This is a genomic window from Labrenzia sp. OB1 (assembly GCF_001624695.1).
Classification (GTDB): domain Bacteria; phylum Pseudomonadota; class Alphaproteobacteria; order Rhizobiales; family Stappiaceae; genus Roseibium.
Window position 1 is genome coordinate 95,427 of sequence record NZ_JSEP01000011.1, and the last position, 19,845, is coordinate 115,271.

At 60.7% G+C, this 19,845-nt stretch carries 18 protein-coding genes; 11 read left to right on the top strand and 7 right to left on the bottom strand.

Annotated elements, in window-relative coordinates:
* Positions 1 to 51 precede the first annotated feature (51 nt).
* The 3 genes from OA90_RS16010 to OA90_RS16020 all read left to right on the top strand — a co-directional run bounded on the left by OA90_RS16010 (position 52) and on the right by OA90_RS16020 (position 2,913).
* A complete protein-coding gene (locus OA90_RS16010) occupies positions 52 to 1,440 on the top strand; it encodes a dipeptidase (protein WP_068413908.1) in 1,389 nt (462 codons plus the stop codon).
* A 147-nt stretch (positions 1,441 to 1,587) separates the two neighbouring features.
* Positions 1,588 to 2,169 carry a TIGR00730 family Rossman fold protein gene (locus OA90_RS16015; RefSeq protein ID WP_068413910.1) on the top strand — a complete coding sequence of 194 codons (582 nt, stop codon included), beginning with the start codon at positions 1,588 to 1,590 and terminating at the stop codon, positions 2,167 to 2,169.
* A gap of 153 nt (positions 2,170 to 2,322) precedes the next feature.
* On the top strand, positions 2,323 to 2,913 hold the full coding sequence (locus OA90_RS16020) for a DUF1131 family protein (RefSeq protein WP_068413912.1): 591 nt from the start codon (positions 2,323 to 2,325) through the stop codon (positions 2,911 to 2,913).
* 286 nt (positions 2,914 to 3,199) lie between these two features.
* On the opposite strand, the gene OA90_RS16025 is transcribed toward OA90_RS16020, so the two are convergent.
* Positions 3,200 to 4,237, bottom strand: coding sequence for a phytanoyl-CoA dioxygenase family protein (locus OA90_RS16025; protein ID WP_068413917.1), 1,038 nt, complete (start codon positions 4,235 to 4,237; stop codon positions 3,200 to 3,202).
* A gap of 179 nt (positions 4,238 to 4,416) precedes the next feature.
* Between OA90_RS16025 and meaB the strand changes: the two genes are divergently transcribed.
* From meaB to OA90_RS16040, 3 genes are all read left to right on the top strand, one after another.
* Positions 4,417 to 5,412, top strand: coding sequence for a methylmalonyl Co-A mutase-associated GTPase MeaB (meaB, locus tag OA90_RS16030; protein ID WP_208986163.1), 996 nt, complete (start codon positions 4,417 to 4,419; stop codon positions 5,410 to 5,412).
* 7 nt (positions 5,413 to 5,419) lie between these two features.
* The gene (locus OA90_RS16035; RefSeq protein WP_068413919.1) at positions 5,420 to 6,028 is read left to right on the top strand and encodes a peptidase C15; all 609 of its coding nucleotides are present in this window, start codon (positions 5,420 to 5,422) and stop codon (positions 6,026 to 6,028) included.
* Between the two features lie 104 nt (positions 6,029 to 6,132).
* Positions 6,133 to 7,503: a TIGR03808 family TAT-translocated repetitive protein gene (locus OA90_RS16040; RefSeq protein WP_068413927.1), complete on the top strand. Its 1,371-nt coding sequence runs from the start codon at positions 6,133 to 6,135 to the stop codon at positions 7,501 to 7,503.
* A gap of 47 nt (positions 7,504 to 7,550) precedes the next feature.
* Here the strand turns inward: OA90_RS16040 and OA90_RS16045 are convergent, their stop codons facing one another.
* From OA90_RS16045 to OA90_RS16065, 5 genes are all read right to left on the bottom strand, one after another.
* Positions 7,551 to 8,351: an arginine deiminase-related protein gene (locus tag OA90_RS16045; protein WP_068413929.1), complete on the bottom strand. Its 801-nt coding sequence runs from the start codon at positions 8,349 to 8,351 to the stop codon at positions 7,551 to 7,553.
* Positions 8,352 to 8,397: 46 nt separating this feature from the next.
* Positions 8,398 to 9,426, bottom strand: a complete 1,029-nt coding sequence (locus tag OA90_RS16050) for an asparaginase (protein WP_068414137.1) — start codon at positions 9,424 to 9,426, stop codon at positions 8,398 to 8,400.
* A gap of 69 nt (positions 9,427 to 9,495) precedes the next feature.
* Entirely contained in the window at positions 9,496 to 10,674 is a 1,179-nt protein-coding gene (locus tag OA90_RS16055) for an aminotransferase (protein WP_068413932.1), read from the bottom strand.
* Positions 10,675 to 10,840: 166 nt separating this feature from the next.
* On the bottom strand, positions 10,841 to 11,584 hold the full coding sequence (locus OA90_RS16060; RefSeq protein ID WP_068413936.1) for a hypothetical protein: 744 nt from the start codon (positions 11,582 to 11,584) through the stop codon (positions 10,841 to 10,843).
* A 231-nt stretch (positions 11,585 to 11,815) separates the two neighbouring features.
* The gene (locus OA90_RS16065; protein WP_068413939.1) at positions 11,816 to 12,568 is read right to left on the bottom strand and encodes a transporter substrate-binding domain-containing protein; all 753 of its coding nucleotides are present in this window, start codon (positions 12,566 to 12,568) and stop codon (positions 11,816 to 11,818) included.
* Positions 12,569 to 12,868: 300 nt separating this feature from the next.
* Here OA90_RS16065 and OA90_RS16070 point away from each other — a divergent pair, with 300 nt between their 5' ends.
* Positions 12,869 to 14,683, top strand: a complete 1,815-nt coding sequence (locus OA90_RS16070; RefSeq protein WP_068413942.1) for an adenylate/guanylate cyclase domain-containing protein — start codon at positions 12,869 to 12,871, stop codon at positions 14,681 to 14,683.
* A 142-nt stretch (positions 14,684 to 14,825) separates the two neighbouring features.
* Here OA90_RS16070 and OA90_RS16075 read toward each other — a convergent pair whose 3' ends face one another.
* Positions 14,826 to 15,710 (bottom strand): MurR/RpiR family transcriptional regulator, encoded by an 885-nt coding sequence (locus tag OA90_RS16075; RefSeq protein WP_199823730.1) that lies wholly within the window; start codon positions 15,708 to 15,710, stop codon positions 14,826 to 14,828.
* A gap of 254 nt (positions 15,711 to 15,964) precedes the next feature.
* On the opposite strand from OA90_RS16075, the gene OA90_RS16080 reads away from it, so the two are divergent.
* The 4 genes from OA90_RS16080 to OA90_RS16095 are packed head-to-tail and all read left to right on the top strand — an operon-like array spanning position 15,965 to position 19,824.
* Positions 15,965 to 16,930 (top strand): tripartite tricarboxylate transporter substrate binding protein, encoded by a 966-nt coding sequence (locus tag OA90_RS16080; protein WP_068413946.1) that lies wholly within the window; start codon positions 15,965 to 15,967, stop codon positions 16,928 to 16,930.
* A complete protein-coding gene (locus tag OA90_RS16085) occupies positions 16,927 to 17,898 on the top strand; it encodes a BMP family ABC transporter substrate-binding protein (protein WP_068413948.1) in 972 nt (323 codons plus the stop codon). The genes OA90_RS16080 and OA90_RS16085 overlap by 4 nt, the downstream gene beginning before the upstream one ends.
* Positions 17,895 to 18,341 (top strand): tripartite tricarboxylate transporter TctB family protein, encoded by a 447-nt coding sequence (locus OA90_RS16090; protein ID WP_068413951.1) that lies wholly within the window; start codon positions 17,895 to 17,897, stop codon positions 18,339 to 18,341. Before OA90_RS16085 ends, OA90_RS16090 begins: the two co-directional genes overlap by 4 nt.
* Before the next feature lie 4 nt (positions 18,342 to 18,345).
* On the top strand, positions 18,346 to 19,824 hold the full coding sequence (locus tag OA90_RS16095; RefSeq protein ID WP_068413953.1) for a tripartite tricarboxylate transporter permease: 1,479 nt from the start codon (positions 18,346 to 18,348) through the stop codon (positions 19,822 to 19,824).
* Positions 19,825 to 19,845: the final 21 nt, after the last annotated feature.

A 19,845-nucleotide genomic window follows, 5' to 3' on the forward strand; every position in this document is an offset into this window, starting at 1 on the left:
GGCCGTTTCGGTTCGGCCCGCTCGAATCCGTTAAAATTTCAAGGATCCATCATGAGTTCCATCGATAAGGTCTTGTCGCATATCGACGCCAATCTCGAGTCCAGTCTCGAGCGTCTGTTTCATCTTCTTAAAATCAAGAGCATTTCCACAGACCCGGCCTTCGCCGAGCCCTGCCGCGAAGCCGCCACCTGGCTCGCCGGCGAATTGAACTCGATTGGAATTGCGGCATCGGTTCGCAGCACCAGCGGTCATCCAATGGTTGTCGGCCACCGCCAGTCCGGAAAACCGGGCCCGCATGTGCTGTTTTACGGCCATTATGATGTTCAGCCGGTCGACCCGCTCGACCTGTGGGACAGGGATCCTTTCGATCCTGCCATCGTCACGCGTGAGGACGGCACCAGGGTGATCGTCGCCCGAGGCGCATCCGACGACAAGGGTCAGCTCATGACCTTCGTCGAGGCTGCCCGCGCTTTCATCGCCGAAACCGGTGATCTGCCTGTGGACGTCACCATCCTGTTCGAGGGGGAAGAAGAATCCGGCTCGCCATCTCTTCACCCCTTTCTCAAAGCCAACAAGGACGAACTGTCCTGCGACCTCGCACTCGTTTGCGACACCGGCATGTGGGATCCTTCGACCCCGGCAATCTCCGTCATGCTGCGCGGCATGGTGGGCGACGAAATCATCGTCAAGGCGGCCAGCCGTGACCTGCATTCGGGCATGTATGGCGGTTCGGCGCAGAACCCGAACCATATCGTGGCGAACATCATCGCAGGCCTGCATGATGAAAACGGCCGGGTCACGCTGCCCGGTTTCTACGATGGCGTCATCGAAGTGCCGGACCAGGTAAAGCAGATGTGGGAGAAGCTCGGATTTACCGCCGAGAGTTTCCTTGGCGAGGTCGGACTGGAATTCCCCCGCGGTGAAAAGGACCGCACGGCGCTGGAGCATATCTGGACCCGCCCGACCGCGGAAGTGAACGGCATGTGGGGCGGCTATCAGGGTGCGGGATCCAAGACCGTCATTCCGGCCGAAGCCCATGCCAAGTTCACGTTCCGGCTGGTCGGCGATCAGGACCCGACAAAGGTGCAGGAGAGCTTCCGCGCCTATGTCCGCTCGAAAATTCCCGCCGACTGCACCGTGGACTTCATCGCCAAGGAGGGCAGCCCCGCCCTGCGCCTCGACTTTGCAATGCCGGCGCTGGAAAAAGGCAAGAAGGCGCTCAAGGATGAATGGGGCAAGGAGGCCGCACTTACCGGCATGGGTGGTTCCATCCCGATCGTCGGCGATTTCAAGCGCATGCTGGGCATGGATTCCCTTCTCATCGGCTTCGCCCAGGATGATGACCAGATCCATTCCCCGAACGAAAAATACAATCTGACCAGCTTCCACAAGGGCATCCGGTCCTGGGCCCGCGTCCTGAACGAACTGGCGGACGAGTGAATTGAGATAACATGTCCCGTGTCGGGAACGACGCGGGATGGTCCGATATTGTCAAATGGAACCTTTTTCAGCTTTCCTTGTTCCCCCGTGAAAGCCTCGGTTCCGGCAGGCGCCACAAGCACCCGGCCACCCCACAGGAGTGTACTTATGAAATCTCTTTGCGTCTTTTGCGGCTCCAGCCACGGCGCCAGTGAAGCTTATGGCCAGGCTGCGGCGGCAACCGGCCGTGTCATCGCCGAGCGGGGTTACCGGCTTGTCTACGGCGGCGCCAAGGTCGGATTGATGGGAACGGTCGCGGACGCGACCCTTGCGGCCGGCGGCGAGGTGATCGGCGTTCTGCCGGAAGCCCTCCAGGAAAAGGAGATCGGGCACCAGGGCCTGAGCGAACTGCACCTTGTCGGCTCGATGCACGAGCGCAAGGCATTGATGGCCGATCTCTCCGACGGCTTCATCGCCCTGCCCGGCGGTGTCGGCACGCTGGAGGAAATTTTCGAGGTCTGGACCTGGGGCCAGCTCGGTTATCATCAAAAGCCATGCGGCTTCTTGAACATCGAAGGATACTACGATCACCTGATCGCCTTTCTCGATCACCAGACCCGGGAGGGCTTTACCAAAAAGGTGATGCGCGACATGGCGATGTTCGCCGGCACGCCGGAGGGCCTGGTCGAACAATTCAATTCCTACACACCGCCCACGTCTCCCAAATGGATTAACCGGGAGGAAACCTGAGCATTTGCGGGATTGATTTCCCGGGCATCGGGTGGATCCGGGTCGATTGTCCACAGGACAATCTGCTCCCTTTGCAAACAGGACGTTAGTTGGTAAGTCCGTTGTCCAGACCGCGCTCCGACGCGCGGCCGAAACTCTTTCCGAGAAATGTTTATGCGTAAAAGAGCTGCCGGTTTTGCATGTCTACTTGCTCTTACAGGAGCCGCGTGTTCTCCCACCTCCGATTATGACGGCACATCCGGCCGTCTGGTCAGGACCTCAAATCTGACATTGGTGCAGATCACCGAGGACAGTATCGGCGGGATCACCAGCGAGACCACTTACGGCTCGAAGGCAATCGAAGCCGCCCTGCCCGGCTTCACCACGGAAGGCATTCAGACCGCCGAGGAAGACAGGACGGAATGGGCACTGGCCGCCTTCAACAGCGATGGCTTCCAGGTCCTTCAGATCTTCAAGGGCAATGACGGCAAGGTCCGCACAGTACACGGTGTGACCCATCATCTTCAGGGCCCTAACGGCGAACGCATCGGCATGACCTTCGGAGAAGTCGGCTCGGCCCGCGTGGACTGCCGTGTCGGCAACAACCTTTGGCGCGGCATGGCGATCTGCAAATCGCAGGGTCATCCGAATGTCGAGCTGGTCTACGCAATCCCCGGATACCAGGGCCCGTTCGATCAGCTGCCGGCGTCCAACGACCTGTTCGACGCCGAACTTCAGCGTATTCTCTGGACGCCGAAGAGCTAGGGCGTAAACTCATAAATGAAGATGAAATGGTTTGAGGCGAATTGGTCTTCATCAAGGAGCGAAAGCGCAGGAAATGTGGTTCATTTTCAAGCCTTTTGCGACGCAGAGGAGGACCAATTCGGTCAAATCCGAAGGACATGGAAATGGCTTCACCCCTTGTCGTCAGCGTGCTTGACCGGGCAGGAAGCCCGCTCATCGCACGCTTCCTAACGGGGTTTCGCCATTTCCCATGCCATTTCGTCTTCATTTATGAGTTTACGCCCTGGGCTACCGACCCTGGTTAGGCCTAGACATGTGGTTTCGAGCGCACCGTCACGTCGCCGACCGGACGCCAGATATTGCGCTGCTTCAGGGTCTTTTCGGCAAAATCGGCCAACGACATCAGCATCGGCATCTCCCGATCCTTCAGGAAAGGCAGCGACTTGATGTCGAGGCCGGTCCAGGGCAGGAAAGGATTGCGCCGCATGTGCCAGTGGATTTCCGAACGGACCGTCGGCTTGTCCGAAGGCGTCCGGCCGTGAAAGGCGAAAGTGTCGGCGACCACAAGCGTGTTCTCAGGCACCGCCATCCTGACCGGCTGCGGCAGACCGAGCGCTGAAAACTCATCGGCCCTGATCCGGAACGAGCCGCTGGCATGATGGGAGCGCGGGTCCTTTGAGGCTGACAGGGAACACTGGTATTCCCATTCCAGCCGTTCCGGTGTCAGCTTGTGCGATCCCGGCACGAAAAAGAACGGCCCGTCCTCCTCGCCTACATCCTGCAGGAACAGCCAGGCCTTGGAGGTCGCGTGGAACGTGTCCGCATGGGCGTCCGATTGCGGGTCCTTCTTCTTGACCTTCAGCGGCTCGACCAGCACGGTTTGCAGGAAATTGAGCGGTTGCCCGCCATGGGAGGCGGCGTAGCGGATCATGGCGAGCGCGCGCGGATCGCGTACGGCCGCTGCCAGGGCGGCATTCCTTCGCAGAACGTCCGGCGGCAGCAGTGTCATGCGGGTCACCGCCTGCCCCTGACGCATTTCCCGGGTCTCGAACGGCTGATTGAAGGCTTCATCCTTCAACTGCCTGAAAACCTCTTCCGGCAGGAAATTCTTGACCAGGAAATAGCCGTTCTCGTCGAAAAACGCGCGCTGTTCGGGATCGACGCTCTTCGCGAGACGGGCGCGCCGCCGCGATGCCAGATTCGCCGCGATCCCCACCCGCTTCCGATGCAGGCCCCAGGTGTTCAGCCGTTCGTTGCCGAGGATGGGATTCTTGCGCGGAGACTTGTCCATCCCGGCAAGACCAATAAGCCAGAGAGGGGCCTTCAGATAGGATAAGGGCGTCATGCTGTACCGGTAAATGCAGAAAAAATCATCTTCCCGTATCTATCAGATTTACCCGGATTTTCACAATGGAGATAATCGCCCGGACTAGTGCCGGCGTCAGTCCGGGCGGATCGGACACCATGTTCACCCTTTTGCGACCGTGACCTTTACCGATTCCTGCGGTAAAGCCTTGAAGCATGATGACCAAGGCACGATCCATCGATCCGGAGCAGCTTGCCTGCGATCTGAAAGCGGGAAAGCGCGCCGCGTTGGCTCGGGCGATCACGCTGGTGGAATCGAAAAAAACCGATCACCGGCGCCTCGCTCATCGCCTGGTCCAGAAGCTCCTGCCTCTGACCGGAAGGGCCCTGCGCGTCGGAATCACCGGCGTGCCGGGCGTCGGCAAATCCACGACGATCGACACGCTCGGTTCAAATCTAACCGCCGCGGGGCACAAGGTTGCGGTTCTTGCCGTCGATCCCTCTTCCACCCGCACTGGCGGATCGATCCTCGGCGACAAGACCCGCATGGCAAGGCTGGCGGTCGATCCGAACGCCTTCATCCGCCCGTCCCCCTCCGCCGGCACACTCGGAGGCGTTGCCGCCAAGACCCGCGAAACGATGCTCTTGTGCGAGGCGGCGGGCTTTGACGTGATCCTCGTGGAAACCGTCGGCATCGGCCAGTCGGAAACAACGGTTGCCGACATGGTCGACTTCTTCCTCGTCCTGATGCTGCCCGGCGCGGGCGACGAGCTTCAGGGGATCAAGAAGGGCGTACTGGAAATCGCCGACATGATCGCGGTCAACAAGGCCGAGGGAGACGGGCTGACAAGCGCCAGATCCGCCGCGTCGAACTACCGTGCGGCGCTGCATATCCTCGCCCCCAGGTCCCCGACGTGGACACCGCCGGTGATCACGGTCTCGGGCCTCGCCAATGAGGGCTTGGACCATCTCTGGGAGCAGATCGGCATCTACCGCGAACGCACACAGGCCAGTGGCGAATGGCAGGAAAAACGCAGCCGGCAGCAAGTTGCCTGGATGTGGGACATGCTGCGCCAGCGGATGATGGAAGCACTCACGACCAACCGGCACACCGCCGACCGTCTGAAAACCCTGGAAGCCAGCGTTCGTGACGGCACGACAGCCGTTTCCTTCGCCGTGGACGAATTGGCACAGCTGATGGGCCTGGAGGAATGAGCGGCGAATGAAACACACGGCCAAAACCATTCTGGTCACAGGCTTCTCGCCGTTTCCGGGCGCTCCGTTAAATCCGACCGAGAGACTGATGCGCCGTCTGCCGATACGGCTGGGCGGCAACCGGTCCGGCACCCGTTTCCTGTTTCATGTCCTGCCGACGACCTGGGCCGGCCGGGCGGAGGTGACGGACAGGCTCCGACGTGACATCCGGCCGGACGCGATTGTTCATTTTGGCGTCGACGGCACCCGCCGCACGCTCAATATCGAAACCCGTGCGGTCAACCGAGCGATCCGCGTTCGCCTCGACGCCGAGGGCAATGCGCCCGCACGACCGGAACTCGGCGTTGGCTCCGAACGCGCGCGCAGCAGCACCCTGCCCGGCCAGGCACTTTGCCGGGCGGCCCGGTCAGCAGGCGCGCCCGCGCTCGTGTCCACCGATGCCGGCACCTATCTGTGCAACGCCACGCTCTGGGACTCCATCGGCTCCGGCATTCCGAGCGTCTTCGTGCATGTTCCCGCGCTGCCCAAGGGTCGCCACGACAGGCGCCCGCCCTATCATGTCGTTGAAGACGCTGCGGTCCGTCTGCTTCAGGAAACCGCCAGACGCTTGCGCTGAAGCGCCTAAGGATAGGAACTCAACCGGCACACCTCTTGCTCCGTCCGGAAAGGAAACCGGATCGCTTCCCATTCCGGGACGCTGAAAGCAACTGGTCGGAGCCCATGACACGAGAAACATCAAAACTGAACCGCCGAGCGTTTCTTGCCGGGACAGCTTTGTGCCTTTCCGGGACAGCGGCTTTTGCGCAAATGAAGGTCGCCGACCTCAGGGGCTCCATAGATTCCGCGGAACTTGGGCTGGTTCCCAACGCCTCGGACGATCAGACTGCCCAGTTCCAGAACGCTGTCAATCGCGCCGTTGAACGCGGCCGGGCGCTGTTTCTGCCTGCCGGCACCTATCCCGTCGCCAATCTGCGGCTGCCATCCGGCACGCTCATCGTCGGCGTTCCGGGCCGCACGCGGCTTGTCTATCAGGGCGGCGGTGGACAGCTCATCCGCGCCGAAGGTGTCAGCAACATCGGCCTCACCGGACTCACCTTCGACGGCGCCAACCGCTCCATTGGCGACTTTACAGAAGGCCTGCTGCACTTCATCGGCGTCCGCAATGCCGTGCTGGACAATTGTGAGATCACCGGTTCGTCCAAAATGGGCCTCGTCATGGACCGTTGCTCCGGCCGGGTGGAAAACTGCCGTATTTCCGGCGCCGCCGAAGCCGGCCTCAGATCCAACGAGGCCGACGGCCTCGCGATTACCGGCAACACGGTCACCGATTGCGCCAATGGCGGCATCTGGGTGCATCGCTGGCGCGAGGGAGAGGACGGGACCATCGTCTCCGGCAACCGTGTGGAGCGCATCGGCGCCCGCTACGGCGGCACGGGACAGTTCGGCAACGGCATCAACGTGTTCCGCGCCCACGGCGTGATGATATCCAACAACCGGATCGCGGATTGCGCCTTTTCCGCCATCCGCTCCAACACCGGATCGAATGTGCAGATCATCGGCAACTCCTGCCAGCGCTCCGGCGAGACCGGTATCTATTCCGAGTTCGGCTTCGAGGGTGCGATCATTTCGGACAATATCGTCGACGGCGGCACGACGGGGATTTCAATCGCCAATTTCATGGATGGCGGCCGCATGGCGGTCTGCTCCGGAAATCTCGTCCGCAACATTTCCGACGTCGGCCCCTACCCTTCTGAAGTCGCGGGGTTCGGTATCGGTATTTCCGCGGAAGCCGACACCGCTCTGACCGGCAACGTGATCGAGGGCGCGCCGAAATTCGGCATGCTGCTCGGCTGGGGACCCTACATGCGCAACATCGCCGCTTCCCAGAATATCATCCGGGATTGCGGCACGGGCATTGCCGTCACCGTGGTGGAGGGCGCCGGGCCGGCCGTCATCACAAACAATATCGTTCAGGGTGCAAAATCAGGATCGATCAACGGCTTCCGCTGGCTGGATAAGGTTACAGGTGAGCTCAACAACGCTTCGGAGTTTGCCAACCTGACCATAGAAGGCAATCAGATCGCGGCTTGAGTATCCACTTCCCCAGATGACAACATGACTGCAATTTTCAGCCGCCATCAGCCGAGGGAAAACCTCAGGGACAGGCAGGACAGGCCGCCGTCTACCTTGCGCGCCTCATGGGTCGGCAGCACCACCGTATCGAACCCGGCGGCTCGTATGGCGGCAAGTGTCTTCGGATAGCCTTCAGGCACGAGCACCACGTCGTTCACACGGATGACGTTGGCCGCATAGTCCTCGCCTTCCGGCACCTCGATCACCCGTCGGTCTGCGAAAAAGCCGCTTTCCGCCATGACTGTCGTTGCCAGAATGACGCCGTCTCCCAGCGTCGAGCAGGCCGTCTTGAAATGCAGCACCCCTTCCGGTGTGTCGCAGACTTCGGCCCTGTAGCCCCAGGCGCCGAGCAGATCCGCAAAAGCCTGCGCGCCGTCTTTGTCCGTTCGGGCGGACAGGCCGATCAGGATGACATCGTCCAGCATCAGGACATCGCCGCCGTCCACATGACCCGACCCCGGCAACTCGGCGACCTTGCCGAATTGCCTGTCCAGCGCGGCACGAATTTCCCTGCCCTCACCCAGACGGCTTTCGGTTCCCGGCCTGAGCTGGATCGCGCCCTCCGGAAGGCAGAAGGCCGGGTCTTCGACGAAACAGCTGTCCGGATAATTCTCCAGCGGCGGCAGGACCTCCACCGCGAGACCGGCGTCCCGTAAAGCCTTCACGTAAAGACCGTGTTCTTTTCGAAACGTCTCGCCACTCGGATTGCCCGCATCGACCGCCCGCAGCCCCCTTGAGACACTGTCCGCGGGGGTTCTGGTGATTGCATGGGTGAAACGAAAAGACAGTCCGGCCCGATGTGGCATGAGAAGTCTCCAGACAGAATGACGGAAAAAGAGCTGCGGTCTGGCCTCAGTTGAGTGCTGATTTCAGCTCTGACAGAAACTCCGGCCTTGGCCTGATGTGCCCGGCCTGAATTCCACGCCGCGTCAGAACCGGAGGGTTGACGAGACCGTCAAGAAGCACGGCTTCGTCGTCATTGAGGTCGAGCATCGTCTCGATGACGGTGGCCATCATCACTTCGGCTGCGCGCTTTGCGCCGTCCTCGCATTTGAGCGCGACACCAAAACCGAGCTCGGGTATGGACGCGCAGAACACCCCTTCCGCACCGGTCTTGACAAAGACCCTGCCACGGAAGCCCTCCATCACCTTGGTGCAGAACCGGTCTGCCCCCGCAACCATGTAGGGCTCGTTGATACAGGCATCGAACAGCCGCTGCGCAGCGTCAGCCCGCAAAGGCTCCAGGCCCTCACCGGTCCCGAAGGCGGCAAATGCCCGGGCAAAGCTCTTCAGTGGCGAAGCATAGGTCGGAATGGAGCAGCCGTCCGTGCCGCAGACGTCTTCGGTCAAGGCGTCGCCGGTCAGTTGTTCCATGACCAGCCGGATTTCCCGCTGGACAGGATGGAAAGGCTCGACATAGCCGCGTGTTTCCACGCCCATCACCTTAGCGAGCCCGAGGAACCCGGCATGCTTGCCCGAACAGTTGTTGTGCAATCCGCAAGGCGTTTCGTCGGCGAGGATCAGTTTGGCCGCATCCTCCATGCGCTGTGGCCATTGCGGCCCGCACTCCAGCGCGTCTTCGGTGAGGCCGGCCTTCAACAGCATGACCCTGGCGGCGTTGGCATGCATTTCCTCGCCGTTGTGGGAGGCGCAGGCAAGCGCCAGTTCGGCATCCGTCAGCGCCAGCGCTTCCGCGGCGCCCGATTCCACCAGCGGCAGAGCCTGCATCGCCTTGATGGCGGACCTTGGAAACACCCGGGCCTCCACATCGCCGATCCCGCAAACGAGTTTGCCGGCGGCATCGCAGACCGCCACACTGCCGCGGTGAAGACTCTCGGTCAGGCTACCGCGGGTAACATCCACGAGTGCGGGATTGTCCATGTGGTTTCTCATCCGGAACAGGGTCATTTTCCGCGTCCGCCTGAACGCGAAATATTTCAAGCAGATAACCTAGGCGGATTCGGCCCGCGCCGCAGTCAAAAAGACAGAGAGCCGCGCCAGGGCTTCATCGATCACATTCTCCTGCTTGCAGAAACAGAAGCGAATATAACCGGTGGGCGCGTCGGATCCGTAGAAGGCCGAAACGGGCACGGCAGCAACGCCTGCCTGCTTCACCAGGGTCTCGCAGGCCTCGACATCCGTTCTGCCAAGTCCGAGACCTGCAAAGCCGCACGTCAGGAAATAGGTCGCCTTGCAGGGAAGAACGGTGAAACCGAGAGCGGCCAGACCGTGCGCCATCCGGTCACGCTTCGTCATGAGGTCGTGCTCGAAGGTCTGATAGTAACCGTCGTCCTTGCGCAGGCCGAAGGCAACCGCCTTTTGCAGAGCCGGAGGCGTGGTGAACGTCACCCACTGATGCGCCTTGGCGATCGGGTCCAACAGGCCGGCAGGTCCGGTGACATAGCCGACCTTCCATCCGGTCAGAGAGAACGTCTTGCCGGCGGACCCGATCCGCACCGTGCGCTCACGCATGCCTTCAAAGGTCATGAGAGGTTTGTGTGCAAGGCCGTCGAACACCAGATGCTCATAGACTTCGTCGCAGATCGCGTAGGCATCGTGCCTGACGCAAAGGTCCGTGATGAATTGCAGTTCGTCGTCCGAGAACACCTTGGCGGTCGGGTTCATCGGATTGTTGAGGAGAATGGCCTTGGTCTTGTCTGAAAAGGCGTTCTGCAGCGCCTGCCTGTCCAGTTGCCACCCCGGCGGTGTGACCCGCACGCGGACAGGCACCCCGCCCGCCCGTTTTACAATCGGCAGATAGCAGTCATACAGCGGTTCGATCAGCACCACATCATCGCCGGGGGACACAAGCGCGAGAATACAGTCGGCGAGTGCCTCCGTTGCACCCGACGTCACCAGAACCTCGCTCATGGGGTCAATGTCGAGACCGTAAAAACGCTTGTTCGTCTCCGCGACCGCCTGACGCAAGTCCGGCACCCCGAGCATCGGCGGATACTGGTTCGGCCCCTCCTGCAGCGCCCGTGCTGCAACCTCGCGGATATCTTCCGGGCCGTCCACATCGGGAAACCCCTGCCCCAGATTGACCGCCCCATGAGCCATGGCAAGACGGGACATGGTTTCGAACACGGTTGTATCGATGCCGGTAAACACAGGATTGGTCGGCTTCATGGTTCCTCCCGGAAGGCTTTTTCGCCGGTTCTTCTAATCCTCCGGAAGGTGTGCGTCGAGATTTTTCTGCCGCCTTGAAGACAGTCGAACCCTTGTCCGGATCTGCGTCGCAATGAACCGGTCATCCCCTCGCCCGCTACAAATGCAGATCGGGGCATTGAAAATATCAGCTCATTTCGTGACTGAGCCGGGTCAACTGTTTGGTCGGGTGTTCGCGCCGGTTGGAACCGTCCTGCTCCTCACCTTTGGCCGCCCCCAACTGGCGTCTGAGAACGTCCTCCAACTGGGGGACCAGATCGGCGTGCTTCTCATGCAAGAAATGATAGAAGGCGACTTCCTTCAAGGGAGGCTGAAGCGAAAAAACATCGCTCAATCCCATTTCCCTGATCAGGCGCTGGCCGGAACTCTCGCTTATGACGACCACGTCGACCCGATCCCGGACCAGCATCTCAAGAAGCTGTTCGGGTTTTTCCGCGGTCCATACTTCCGAAAAGCCTTCGGTAAGCTCATGGCCGAAGCGCGCGCCGGATATATGCCCTGCTCTGAGATACTGGAGCTCGGAAAGTGATTTTCCCAGCAGTTGAGGATTCCGGGTAAAGGCAGAAATATGCGAGACCGCAACAGGCACATCGACCCGGATCAATGTCCTGTGACGGTCATCGACGTTTTTAACCCGCACGAGTTCGCCGTCGGTTTTGCCCGAAGCCGCATCGAGAAGGGCCCGGCGCGGATTCGAAATGACCGTCTCGATCTGAATGCCCAATTCGGCATAGGCCTGGGAAAGGATCTGTTCGGCGACGGGTGTCAAGCCTGGCGCTACAAAGCCCGAGAAGCGCAGTTTCTCTTGCGCGGATACACTGCCCGCGGATGCCAGAATGCCCAAAAGGGCACAGACAAGTAGCCGGCGCATATATTCCCCCCGTGGTCTGCAGCTGTCCGAGCCTTCGAAATCACGACTTTTCCGGACAGAATACCGGACATTCAACCCGTCATAACTCTAGGGGCAGCTATCGGAAAAATGCAACCTGTCGGCTTTGCGCTCGTAGATAATCACATTGTCCGATTTGACGTGCGGACAACGCTCCTATCAGCATGAAGACATGCTGCTTCTGCTGCGAAACAACAGAACAGGCAAGTTCCGCTAAGACGGCCCGTGAGAATATTCCCGGGCAATTCTATCGAGATAGCCCTCATCGCCAAGATCCCGGATGATACTGTTCAGCACGTCAATCCGGCGGGCCCAAACGGATTTTCTGGAGACTCCGAGAAATAGATCGACGGCGGCGCCCGGGCTGTAAGGCGCCTTTTCGACGAGGGAAGCCAGCCCCTGCTCTTTGATATAGTAATCGAACTGGCAATCCGTCCCGATCACGACTGCGATTCTGCGCTTCAGCAGCATGTCCAGGAGGGTCTGCTCCGCCGGAACCCCGACCTTGTTCAAGGTTGCGTCCTTGTCGAACCGGTCGAAGTGGGCCGAATGCAGCACATAGCCGATCTGACGTCCTGAAAGATCCGGGTAGCCGCGAATTTCCTGTGACACGCCGCGCAACGCATAGAAGGCAGTCCTGCATTTGGAATAGGGCATATCGGTGTAGACGATGTATTCCGCCTGTTCGGCCCGGTAAGCCAGGCCGGTCATCACATCGACGGCTCCGCTCTGCATCGAGGCGAGCCCCCGCCCCCATGGCATCTGGGCCACCTTCAGGTCCGCATCGCTTCGCCGGGCAATCTCTCTGATGAGATCCACATCCGGCCCCGACTTGCTTTTGGATACCGATATCGCCCCCGGAGACCATTTATCCGTTGCCAGCAGCATCTCGGTCGCCTTTACCGGAAAAGCCGAAGCTGCAAGCACTAGAAACAGCGACAAGTACCGTAGAGGAATAAACGACATGTGGCTGTCCTGAATTCTAATAAACCTTGTGAATATTAGTAGTGATATTAATTAACAATATCAGAAAGTTAGCGCTAATTGATTCTACTTTAAGCAATTTCCGGTCAAACAACTGTAAACGCTGGGTCACCTTTCACTTCAGTTCCAACAAAGACACCGCCATTCCTGCGGTACCGGACCCGCTTTCTCCGTGTGGAACCGAGTTGCGCTTAAGGCCTGAATTTGACAGAGATTGAGCTATAGTCGTTTCCCCGGCCTGTCGCGGGTCGCACTACGGCAGTCGAAGCGCAGAAAGAAATCGTGCCACAGCGTAAAAAACTCTTCATTACACCAACGCTGGCAACCGTCATCGGAAGTTTCGTTCTGATCACAGCCGCAGCGATTCTGTTGATTCAGGCTGTCACCTCGCAGAAGATCGTCCGCCAGTTGGGGGGCGAACTGGTCGACCTCGGCCTGGAGTCCGCGCAAACCGCCTTTGTCGAACAACTCCATGCGGTCACGGAAACCGGGGAATACACGAAACGCGCCTGGCAAGAGGGCGAACTCGCCTTTGACGGTCCGGACGTTTTGGTCAGCTATCTCTTTGGTGCCCTTGCCCCTACGGAGCAGGTTTCCTTTCTGGTTCTGGTCGATGAAACCGGCAAAGGCGTGGATGTGGACCGCGGCGACGCCGATGGCGAGTTGCTCGGCGGTGACGTCGATCTTGCGGCCGACATCCCTGAGCTCCTGCCGCTCACGGAAAAAGCCGCCGCCGGACCTGAACCTTTCTGGAGCGACGCCCTGTTCATGCAGGAGCGCGATCACAGTTATTTCGTCTATGTCCAGCCGCTTCACGAAGACGGGGAATATCGCGGCAGCCTTCTGATCGGCATGTCTCTCGACAGGATGTCCGAGATCACCTGGTTCATTTCAACAGACGAGATGTCTGTGTTCCTGATGAAGGAAGGCGGCCACGAAATCATTGCCCATCAGGACCTGCACGAAAAATTCGATCATCTGAGCGTTGAAACGCCCCTGCTTCATGTCAGTCAGGTTTCCGACGGGTTCCTGGCGGCGTTTGAAGACATGAAGAAGCTTGAAAATATCGCGTTCGACATCGCCGAAGGGCTGGATCTTCACTCCGGTCAGGATGAAAACGGAAACAAGCGCTTCGTCGTGCTCGAGCAGCAGAACGAAAACCTGAAGGGTCTGCCCGCGCGCATCGGTGTGCATTTCCCTGCCGGCTATCTAGACCAGCCGCTTGAGGAACTGATGGTTGCGATCATCGTCGGCACCGGCCTCCTTCTGATGTCCTTGTTCGGCGCCGCGTTTCTGGCCCGCCGCATTGCCCGGCCGGTTCAGCGCGCATCGATAGCAGCCATCCAGGTGGCGAACCTGAACCTGAACGACGTCGAACCGCTGCCCGGCAGCGTTATCCGCGAACTGGATGACCTGTCCGGCGGGTTCAATTCGATGGTCTCCGGCCTGAAGGCGTTCAGCCGTTATGTCCCCAGAACCCTCGTTCAGAAACTCCTGCGCGAAGGACGTGCCGACGCGCCTCCCGAAGCGCGAGAGGTCGCTGTGCTGTTCACCGACATCGCCGGTTTCACCTCCGCCTCCGAAGGCATGTCGGCAACACAGACCGCCGACTTCGTCAATCATCACATGTCCCTGCTCGGTGCCGAGATCACCAGACAGGACGGCACCATAGACAAATATATCGGCGACAGCGTCATGGCTTTCTGGGGCGCGCCGGAACATCTTGACAACCCGGCGGAACCGGCCGCCCACGCCGCCCTGGGCATGGCAAGAGCCATACACGCGGACAATCAGGCCCGTATCGGGCGCGGCGAGGCCCCGGTCCGCATCCGCATCGGCATCCATGCCGGACCTCTCGTCGTCGGCGACATCGGCGCTCCGGAACGGGTCAACTACACCGTCATCGGCGACACGGTGAATGCCGCCTCCCGGCTGGAAAGCCTGGGCAAGGAAATCGACGGCGCGGCAGAGGTCATCATTCTCGCCTCTGAAGAAATCACCCGCAGGCTCGGTCCGGACATAGAGCTGCAACCGATCGGACCGCAACGGGTCAAGGGCAAGGCTGAACCGCTGCGCGTGGCGCGGCTGGTGGTCTGATCCTGGCCTGTCTCAGATCAAAACCTGCGGCAAAAATCAGTCTGAAAAAATATATCCGCACGCCACTGGAGTATGGATCGATCCGATCCCGTCGGATCTGGCGCCGCTGGTAAAATCAGAGGATCGCAAGGCGTCAGATTGTTTATTCATACTGCAGCAGCTTCTCATTGACGGCGTCCACCGCCCGCAGCCGCTCTCTGCCCTCCCGGCCGCTGAACAAGGTGGCACGCACGACGACCTGGTGGCAAAGCGCCAGCACGGCGGCATGATTGAACTGCGGACCTTCCGAATGGGTGCGGCAATGGAAATGCCAGCGCGCGCCGGAATGGCGCGGCATGCTCTCGTCGGATATCAGCGCAAGCTCGCCGCCGGTTTCCGTCACCGCGTCCAAAAGGCGGCTGGTGCCGGCCATCCGACGGCGAAGCACGATCGCGATCACCAGATCGCCCTTTTCGATCCGCGCCACATGCTCGCCGAGGGTCTCGCCGCCTTGCGGGAAGACCACCACCTCGGGAACGATCTTGGTAAGCTGCCAATAGAGGTACTGCGCGAAGGAATGACTTATGCGCTGCCCGGCAATCCAGACCTTGCGTGTCGAAATGACGGCCCGCGACAACGCGTCGAGATCGGCCGCGCTGAGCTTGCTGAAGGTCCAGTCGAGATTGTCCTTGTCTTCGCGCATGTCCATGGCCAACGCCGCGGCGTTCGCCTCCGGCTCGGCGTGGGCGAAAAACAATCGTGATCCGGTCTCGCGCTCGTCGCGCACGGCCTTCCTGGCCTTGTCGTAGCTTTCGAAGCCGATGCGCCGTACAAAGCGGGACACCGTGGCCTTGGAGACCTCACACAGCCGTGCCAACTCCTGGGCATCATAGCTGCCGAGCTCACCCGGAAAGTCGAGAAGGAATTCAGCAAGGCGCCGCTCCGCCGGACTGAGCACCGGCAAAACACGCTGCACCCTGCGCAGGAACGGCTCGTCATCACTGTGATTTTGAAACTCTGATTTCATCTCGTCAATTAACGGTTTCACTGCTGAAATTGCAAGGGCCCTCCGTAATCGCCGTGAGAAGTGGAGTATTCCTGAACCACAACCCGTGAAATCCGACAAGAAACGTGGCATTTCCGGGCCATTTTCCGCCTAGGACTTCACCAGCCTGACCAAATTTATTGCACTTGCCGGATTTGCCTGTTTTTCCGCTTGCGGTGAGTATGAAACTGTAATTTCATTTTTTGGAAATTGAATTTCGTGTTCACAGTTCCGTATTCAGACCCAGGAGTTCCGCCATGCCTGCCACTTCCAGACTGACGATTGCCATCCTTGCCACCGGCATTGCCGTGACTGCTCCGGCGGCATTTGCCGCTGATTATCCGGAGCGTCCGGTGCGCATTCTCGTATCGTTCCCGCCGGGCGGATCGAGCGATCTCGTTGCCCGTCTCCTGGCGGAAAAGCTGAGCGGCGAACTCGGCCAGCAGTTCGTGGTGGAGAACAAGCCGGGAGCCGCGGGCACAGTAGCCGCGACAGAACTCAAGAATGCGGCCAATGACGGTTACACCCTGATGCTGTCCAACCTCACCCCGTTCAGCGTCGCACCGACCCGCTTTCCCGACACGCCTTATGACCCGATCGAGGATTTCACCCATATCGCCTATATCGGCGCGGTTCATCTCGGCATGTTCGCGTCTCCCGAACTCGGCACGCCCGACATGGCAGCCTTCACGGAAAAGGCCAGCGCCGAACCGGGCGTGCTGGACTTCGGCTCCTCAGGAGTGGGCTCCTGGGGCCATGTCTTCGCTGTCGCTTTCACCAGCGAGGCCGACGTCGAACTGTCCCACATTCCCTATAAGGGCTCCGGGCCCATGCGTCTCGACTTCCGTGCCGGAGTGATCCCGGTGATATTCGACGCCGTGCCGCAGAACCTGCCCAATGTGGAGGAAGGCAATGCCATCCCCCTCGCCGTCAGCGCCACGGAGCGCCTCGCAACGCTGCCTGACACGCCCACCTTTGTCGAACTCGGTTATGACATCGTCGCTGAAAACTGGCTGGGCATCTCGGCTCCCGCCGGCATCGACGCCAAGATAACCGGGACATTGCAGGAAGCTCTGGCGACCGCGCTGCAATCCGACGACGTCGTCAGGCAGTTCGACTCCTGGGGTATCGTCCGATCGGACATGTCGAGTGAAGCCTTCGCCGACTATGTCGCAGCTTCTGCCGAAAGCTGGGCACCGCTCGTCAGGCAGGCGAGTGAATGATGCGTATTCACCCGCTTTCCCCTTCCGGGAAAGGTCTGCCGGAAATTGCAGTCGTTGTCGTCGGCGAGGCAAATGACGACGGTTTCAACGCCAGTGGTCTGGCGGGTGCTCGGGCGGCAGCGGACGCCGGCATGGCCAGGATCAGCATCATCGACGGCCTTGCCTATGATGAGCACGCCATTACCGAAAGCCTTCTGGCAGCAATGGCGGATTTTGACGGGCTGGTTTTCATCGGCGGTCAGGGGGACAGTGTAATGCCGCACGTCGCCAGAGCCTTTGGCCGCAAGCGGTTTGCGATCGTTCAGGGCGAGAGCCGTCTGACGAACCTTGCCTGCTACGATGTCGCCCAGGAGCAATCGGCGTTTCTCGCCGGTTGCCTCGCGGCCTGGATGACACGCACGGGAACGGTCGGCCATCTGTCCGGCCACCGTGTAAGGCCGGGCCTGAAGGCCCGCGCCGCCTTCGTGGAGGGCGTGCGCCACGCCGCCCCCGAGGTTGCGGTTCTGACCTCGTTCTGCGGCTCCCAGGACGACAACCTGGTGACCCGCCAATGGGCCGATGCGCAGATCAAAGCGGGAGCGGATGTCATGTTCACGATGCTGAACGGCGCCCGCGCCGGAGCGATCGATGCCTGCCGTGCGGGGGGAATTTGGCAGATCGGCAACGCGCTCGACTGGGTGGCGCTTCATCCGGACGTCTTCCTCGCGTCTGCCCTCGCCCGCATCGACCGGGGCGTCGAACGCGCGATTGCCGATGTCGCCACAGGCAATTTACCCAATGAGAGCGTCTCGCTTGGTCTGGCGGAGGGCGATTATGTCGGCCTCAGTCTTGGCGGAGACGTCCCCGACGACATCGCCGAACGTCTTCAGCCGGTCGTTCTGGCCCTGAAGAGCGGTGACCTTAGACCCGGTGATGATTTCGGCGGTTCGGAGTTCGTTCCCGGGATGGCAGCGGAGGCAAGGGCATGATGCTGAAACGGCTCAAGCAACAGTCCGGAACGCTTCTGCTTCTGGCCATCGGGCTGTTCTTCGGGCTCGGCGCACTGTCGTTCCTCGATCCCGGCACGCCCCGGCGCATGGGACCCGGCGCCTTCCCGATGATCGCCGGCCTCGTTCTTGCCACCCTTGCCTGCATCGCACTTGTCAGGGATCTGCGGCAGGCTGCGGACTACACGCCTGCGGACTGGCGGTCCGTCGGCGCTGTTGCCGTTGCCGTCGCCCTGTTTGCGTTCGTCACACCTGTCTTCGGCGTCCTGCCGGCGGCGGGCGCCTGCGCACTTGCCGCAAGCTTTGCTGTTGGCCGCCTGTCGCACCAACGGCGGGCAGCGCTAGTGGCAGGCGCCGTCGCCGGTGTCTGGCTGATTTTCATTGTCGGGCTGAAACTGCCGCTCGAAGCGGTCAAGGGATTCTGATCCGATGCTGGACAATCTCGCGCTCGGCTTTGCCACCGCCACCACGCTTCCGAACCTACTTTACTGCTTTCTCGGGACCTTTCTGGGAACCTTCATCGGCGTCCTGCCGGGGCTTGGCCCGCTCGCCGCGGTCGCCATGCTGCTTCCGGTGTCGTTCTACCTGCCGCCCGAGACCGCGCTGGTCATGCTGGCCGGGGTTTACTACGGCGCCGAATATGGCGGTTCCATCGCCTCGATCCTGCTCAACATTCCCGGAACGCCCTCTTCGTCGATCACCTGCCTGGACGGCTATCCCATGGCCAGGCAGGGCCGCGCCGGCGTGGCGCTTCTGATGACCGCCCTCGCCTCGTTCTTCGGCGGTGTGTTCGGCATTCTCGTGATCGCAGCGCTCGCACCCGTGCTGGCGGAGTTCGCCTTGTTGCTGCAGCCCGCCGATTATTTCGCCGTCATGCTGCTCGGAATGGTGGCTGCCTCGGTGGTCAGCAATTCCGGCACCTTGCGCGGTGTGATGATGGTCTGTCTCGGAGTGCTTCTCGGCGCGGTCGGCGTTGACGTCAACAGCGGGGTCACGCGCTTTACCGGCGGCGTTCCGGACCTGCGCGACGGCGTCGGCCTTGTGGTCGTCGCCATGGGTCTCTTCGGTGTCTCCGAGGCGATGACCTCGGCACGCGGCGCAACACCGTCCTACGCCACGGAAAAAGTCTCATGGCGGCGTTTTCTGCCCCAGGCGGACGAATGGCTGCGCGCGCTTGCCCCTGCGCTGCGTGGCAGCCTCATCGGCAGTTTCTTCGGAACGCTGCCCGGCACCGGCCAGACGGTCGCCTCGTCCATCGCCTATGCCCTCGAAAAACGCGTCTCCCGCAACCGCGCGCAGTTCGGGAAGGGGGCGGTAGAGGGCGTCGTGGTGCCTGAATCGGCCAACAATGCCGCCGCCCAGACCGCGTTCATCCCGACACTGACGCTCGGCATTCCCGGCAGCACCACCATGGCGCTGATGATCGGCGCCCTGATGATCCATGGCGTCACCCCCGGCCCGCGGCTGATTTCCGAACACCCTGCCCTTTTCTGGGGCCTGATTGTCTCATTCCTGTTCGGCAATCTGTTTTTGTTGATACTCAATATTCCGCTGATCGGCATCTGGGTGCGGCTGCTGCAGATCCCCCATTATTTTCTCTATCCCGCGGTCGTCGTTCTCATTTCGATCGGCGTCTACAGCATCGATCACAGCCTGTTCGACGTCTGGACGATGCTCGCCTTCGGCTTTCTCGGCTATGTGCTGCGACTCTATCGCTACGAACCCGCTCCGCTTCTCATCGGCTTCATCCTCGGACCGATGATGGAGGAATACCTCAGACGCGCCATGTTGTTGTCGCGCGGAGACCCGATGGTCTTCCTCGAACGGCCGGGCAGTGCTGTGCTGATTGGGATTTCGGTTGCCCTTCTGGTCCTCACCGCCCTGCCGCGACGCAAACAGAATGCGTGACCGGAAACGCATCCATGGAGC

Excerpts from the sequence above, each read along its gene's own strand:
- OA90_RS16090 (WP_068413951.1), top strand. The coding sequence starts at position 17,895 with ATGATGCTGAAACGGCTCAAGCAACAGTCCGGAACGCTTCTGCTTCTG.
- OA90_RS16020 (WP_068413912.1), top strand. The coding sequence starts at position 2,323 with ATGCGTAAAAGAGCTGCCGGTTTTGCATGTCTACTTGCTCTTACAGGA.
- meaB (WP_208986163.1), top strand. The coding sequence starts at position 4,417 with ATGACCAAGGCACGATCCATCGATCCGGAGCAGCTTGCCTGCGATCTG.
- OA90_RS16010 (WP_068413908.1), top strand. The coding sequence starts at position 52 with ATGAGTTCCATCGATAAGGTCTTGTCGCATATCGACGCCAATCTCGAG.
- OA90_RS16060 (WP_068413936.1), bottom strand. The coding sequence starts at position 11,584 with ATGCGCCGGCTACTTGTCTGTGCCCTTTTGGGCATTCTGGCATCCGCG.
- OA90_RS16050 (WP_068414137.1), bottom strand. The coding sequence starts at position 9,426 with ATGGACAATCCCGCACTCGTGGATGTTACCCGCGGTAGCCTGACCGAG.
- OA90_RS16025 (WP_068413917.1), bottom strand. The coding sequence starts at position 4,237 with ATGACGCCCTTATCCTATCTGAAGGCCCCTCTCTGGCTTATTGGTCTT.
- OA90_RS16055 (WP_068413932.1), bottom strand. The coding sequence starts at position 10,674 with ATGAAGCCGACCAATCCTGTGTTTACCGGCATCGATACAACCGTGTTC.
- OA90_RS16085 (WP_068413948.1), top strand. The coding sequence starts at position 16,927 with ATGATGCGTATTCACCCGCTTTCCCCTTCCGGGAAAGGTCTGCCGGAA.
- OA90_RS16080 (WP_068413946.1), top strand. The coding sequence starts at position 15,965 with ATGCCTGCCACTTCCAGACTGACGATTGCCATCCTTGCCACCGGCATT.
- OA90_RS16065 (WP_068413939.1), bottom strand. The coding sequence starts at position 12,568 with ATGTCGTTTATTCCTCTACGGTACTTGTCGCTGTTTCTAGTGCTTGCA.
- OA90_RS16045 (WP_068413929.1), bottom strand. The coding sequence starts at position 8,351 with ATGCCACATCGGGCCGGACTGTCTTTTCGTTTCACCCATGCAATCACC.
- OA90_RS16035 (WP_068413919.1), top strand. The coding sequence starts at position 5,420 with ATGAAACACACGGCCAAAACCATTCTGGTCACAGGCTTCTCGCCGTTT.
- OA90_RS16015 (WP_068413910.1), top strand. The coding sequence starts at position 1,588 with ATGAAATCTCTTTGCGTCTTTTGCGGCTCCAGCCACGGCGCCAGTGAA.
- OA90_RS16095 (WP_068413953.1), top strand. The coding sequence starts at position 18,346 with ATGCTGGACAATCTCGCGCTCGGCTTTGCCACCGCCACCACGCTTCCG.
- OA90_RS16040 (WP_068413927.1), top strand. The coding sequence starts at position 6,133 with ATGACACGAGAAACATCAAAACTGAACCGCCGAGCGTTTCTTGCCGGG.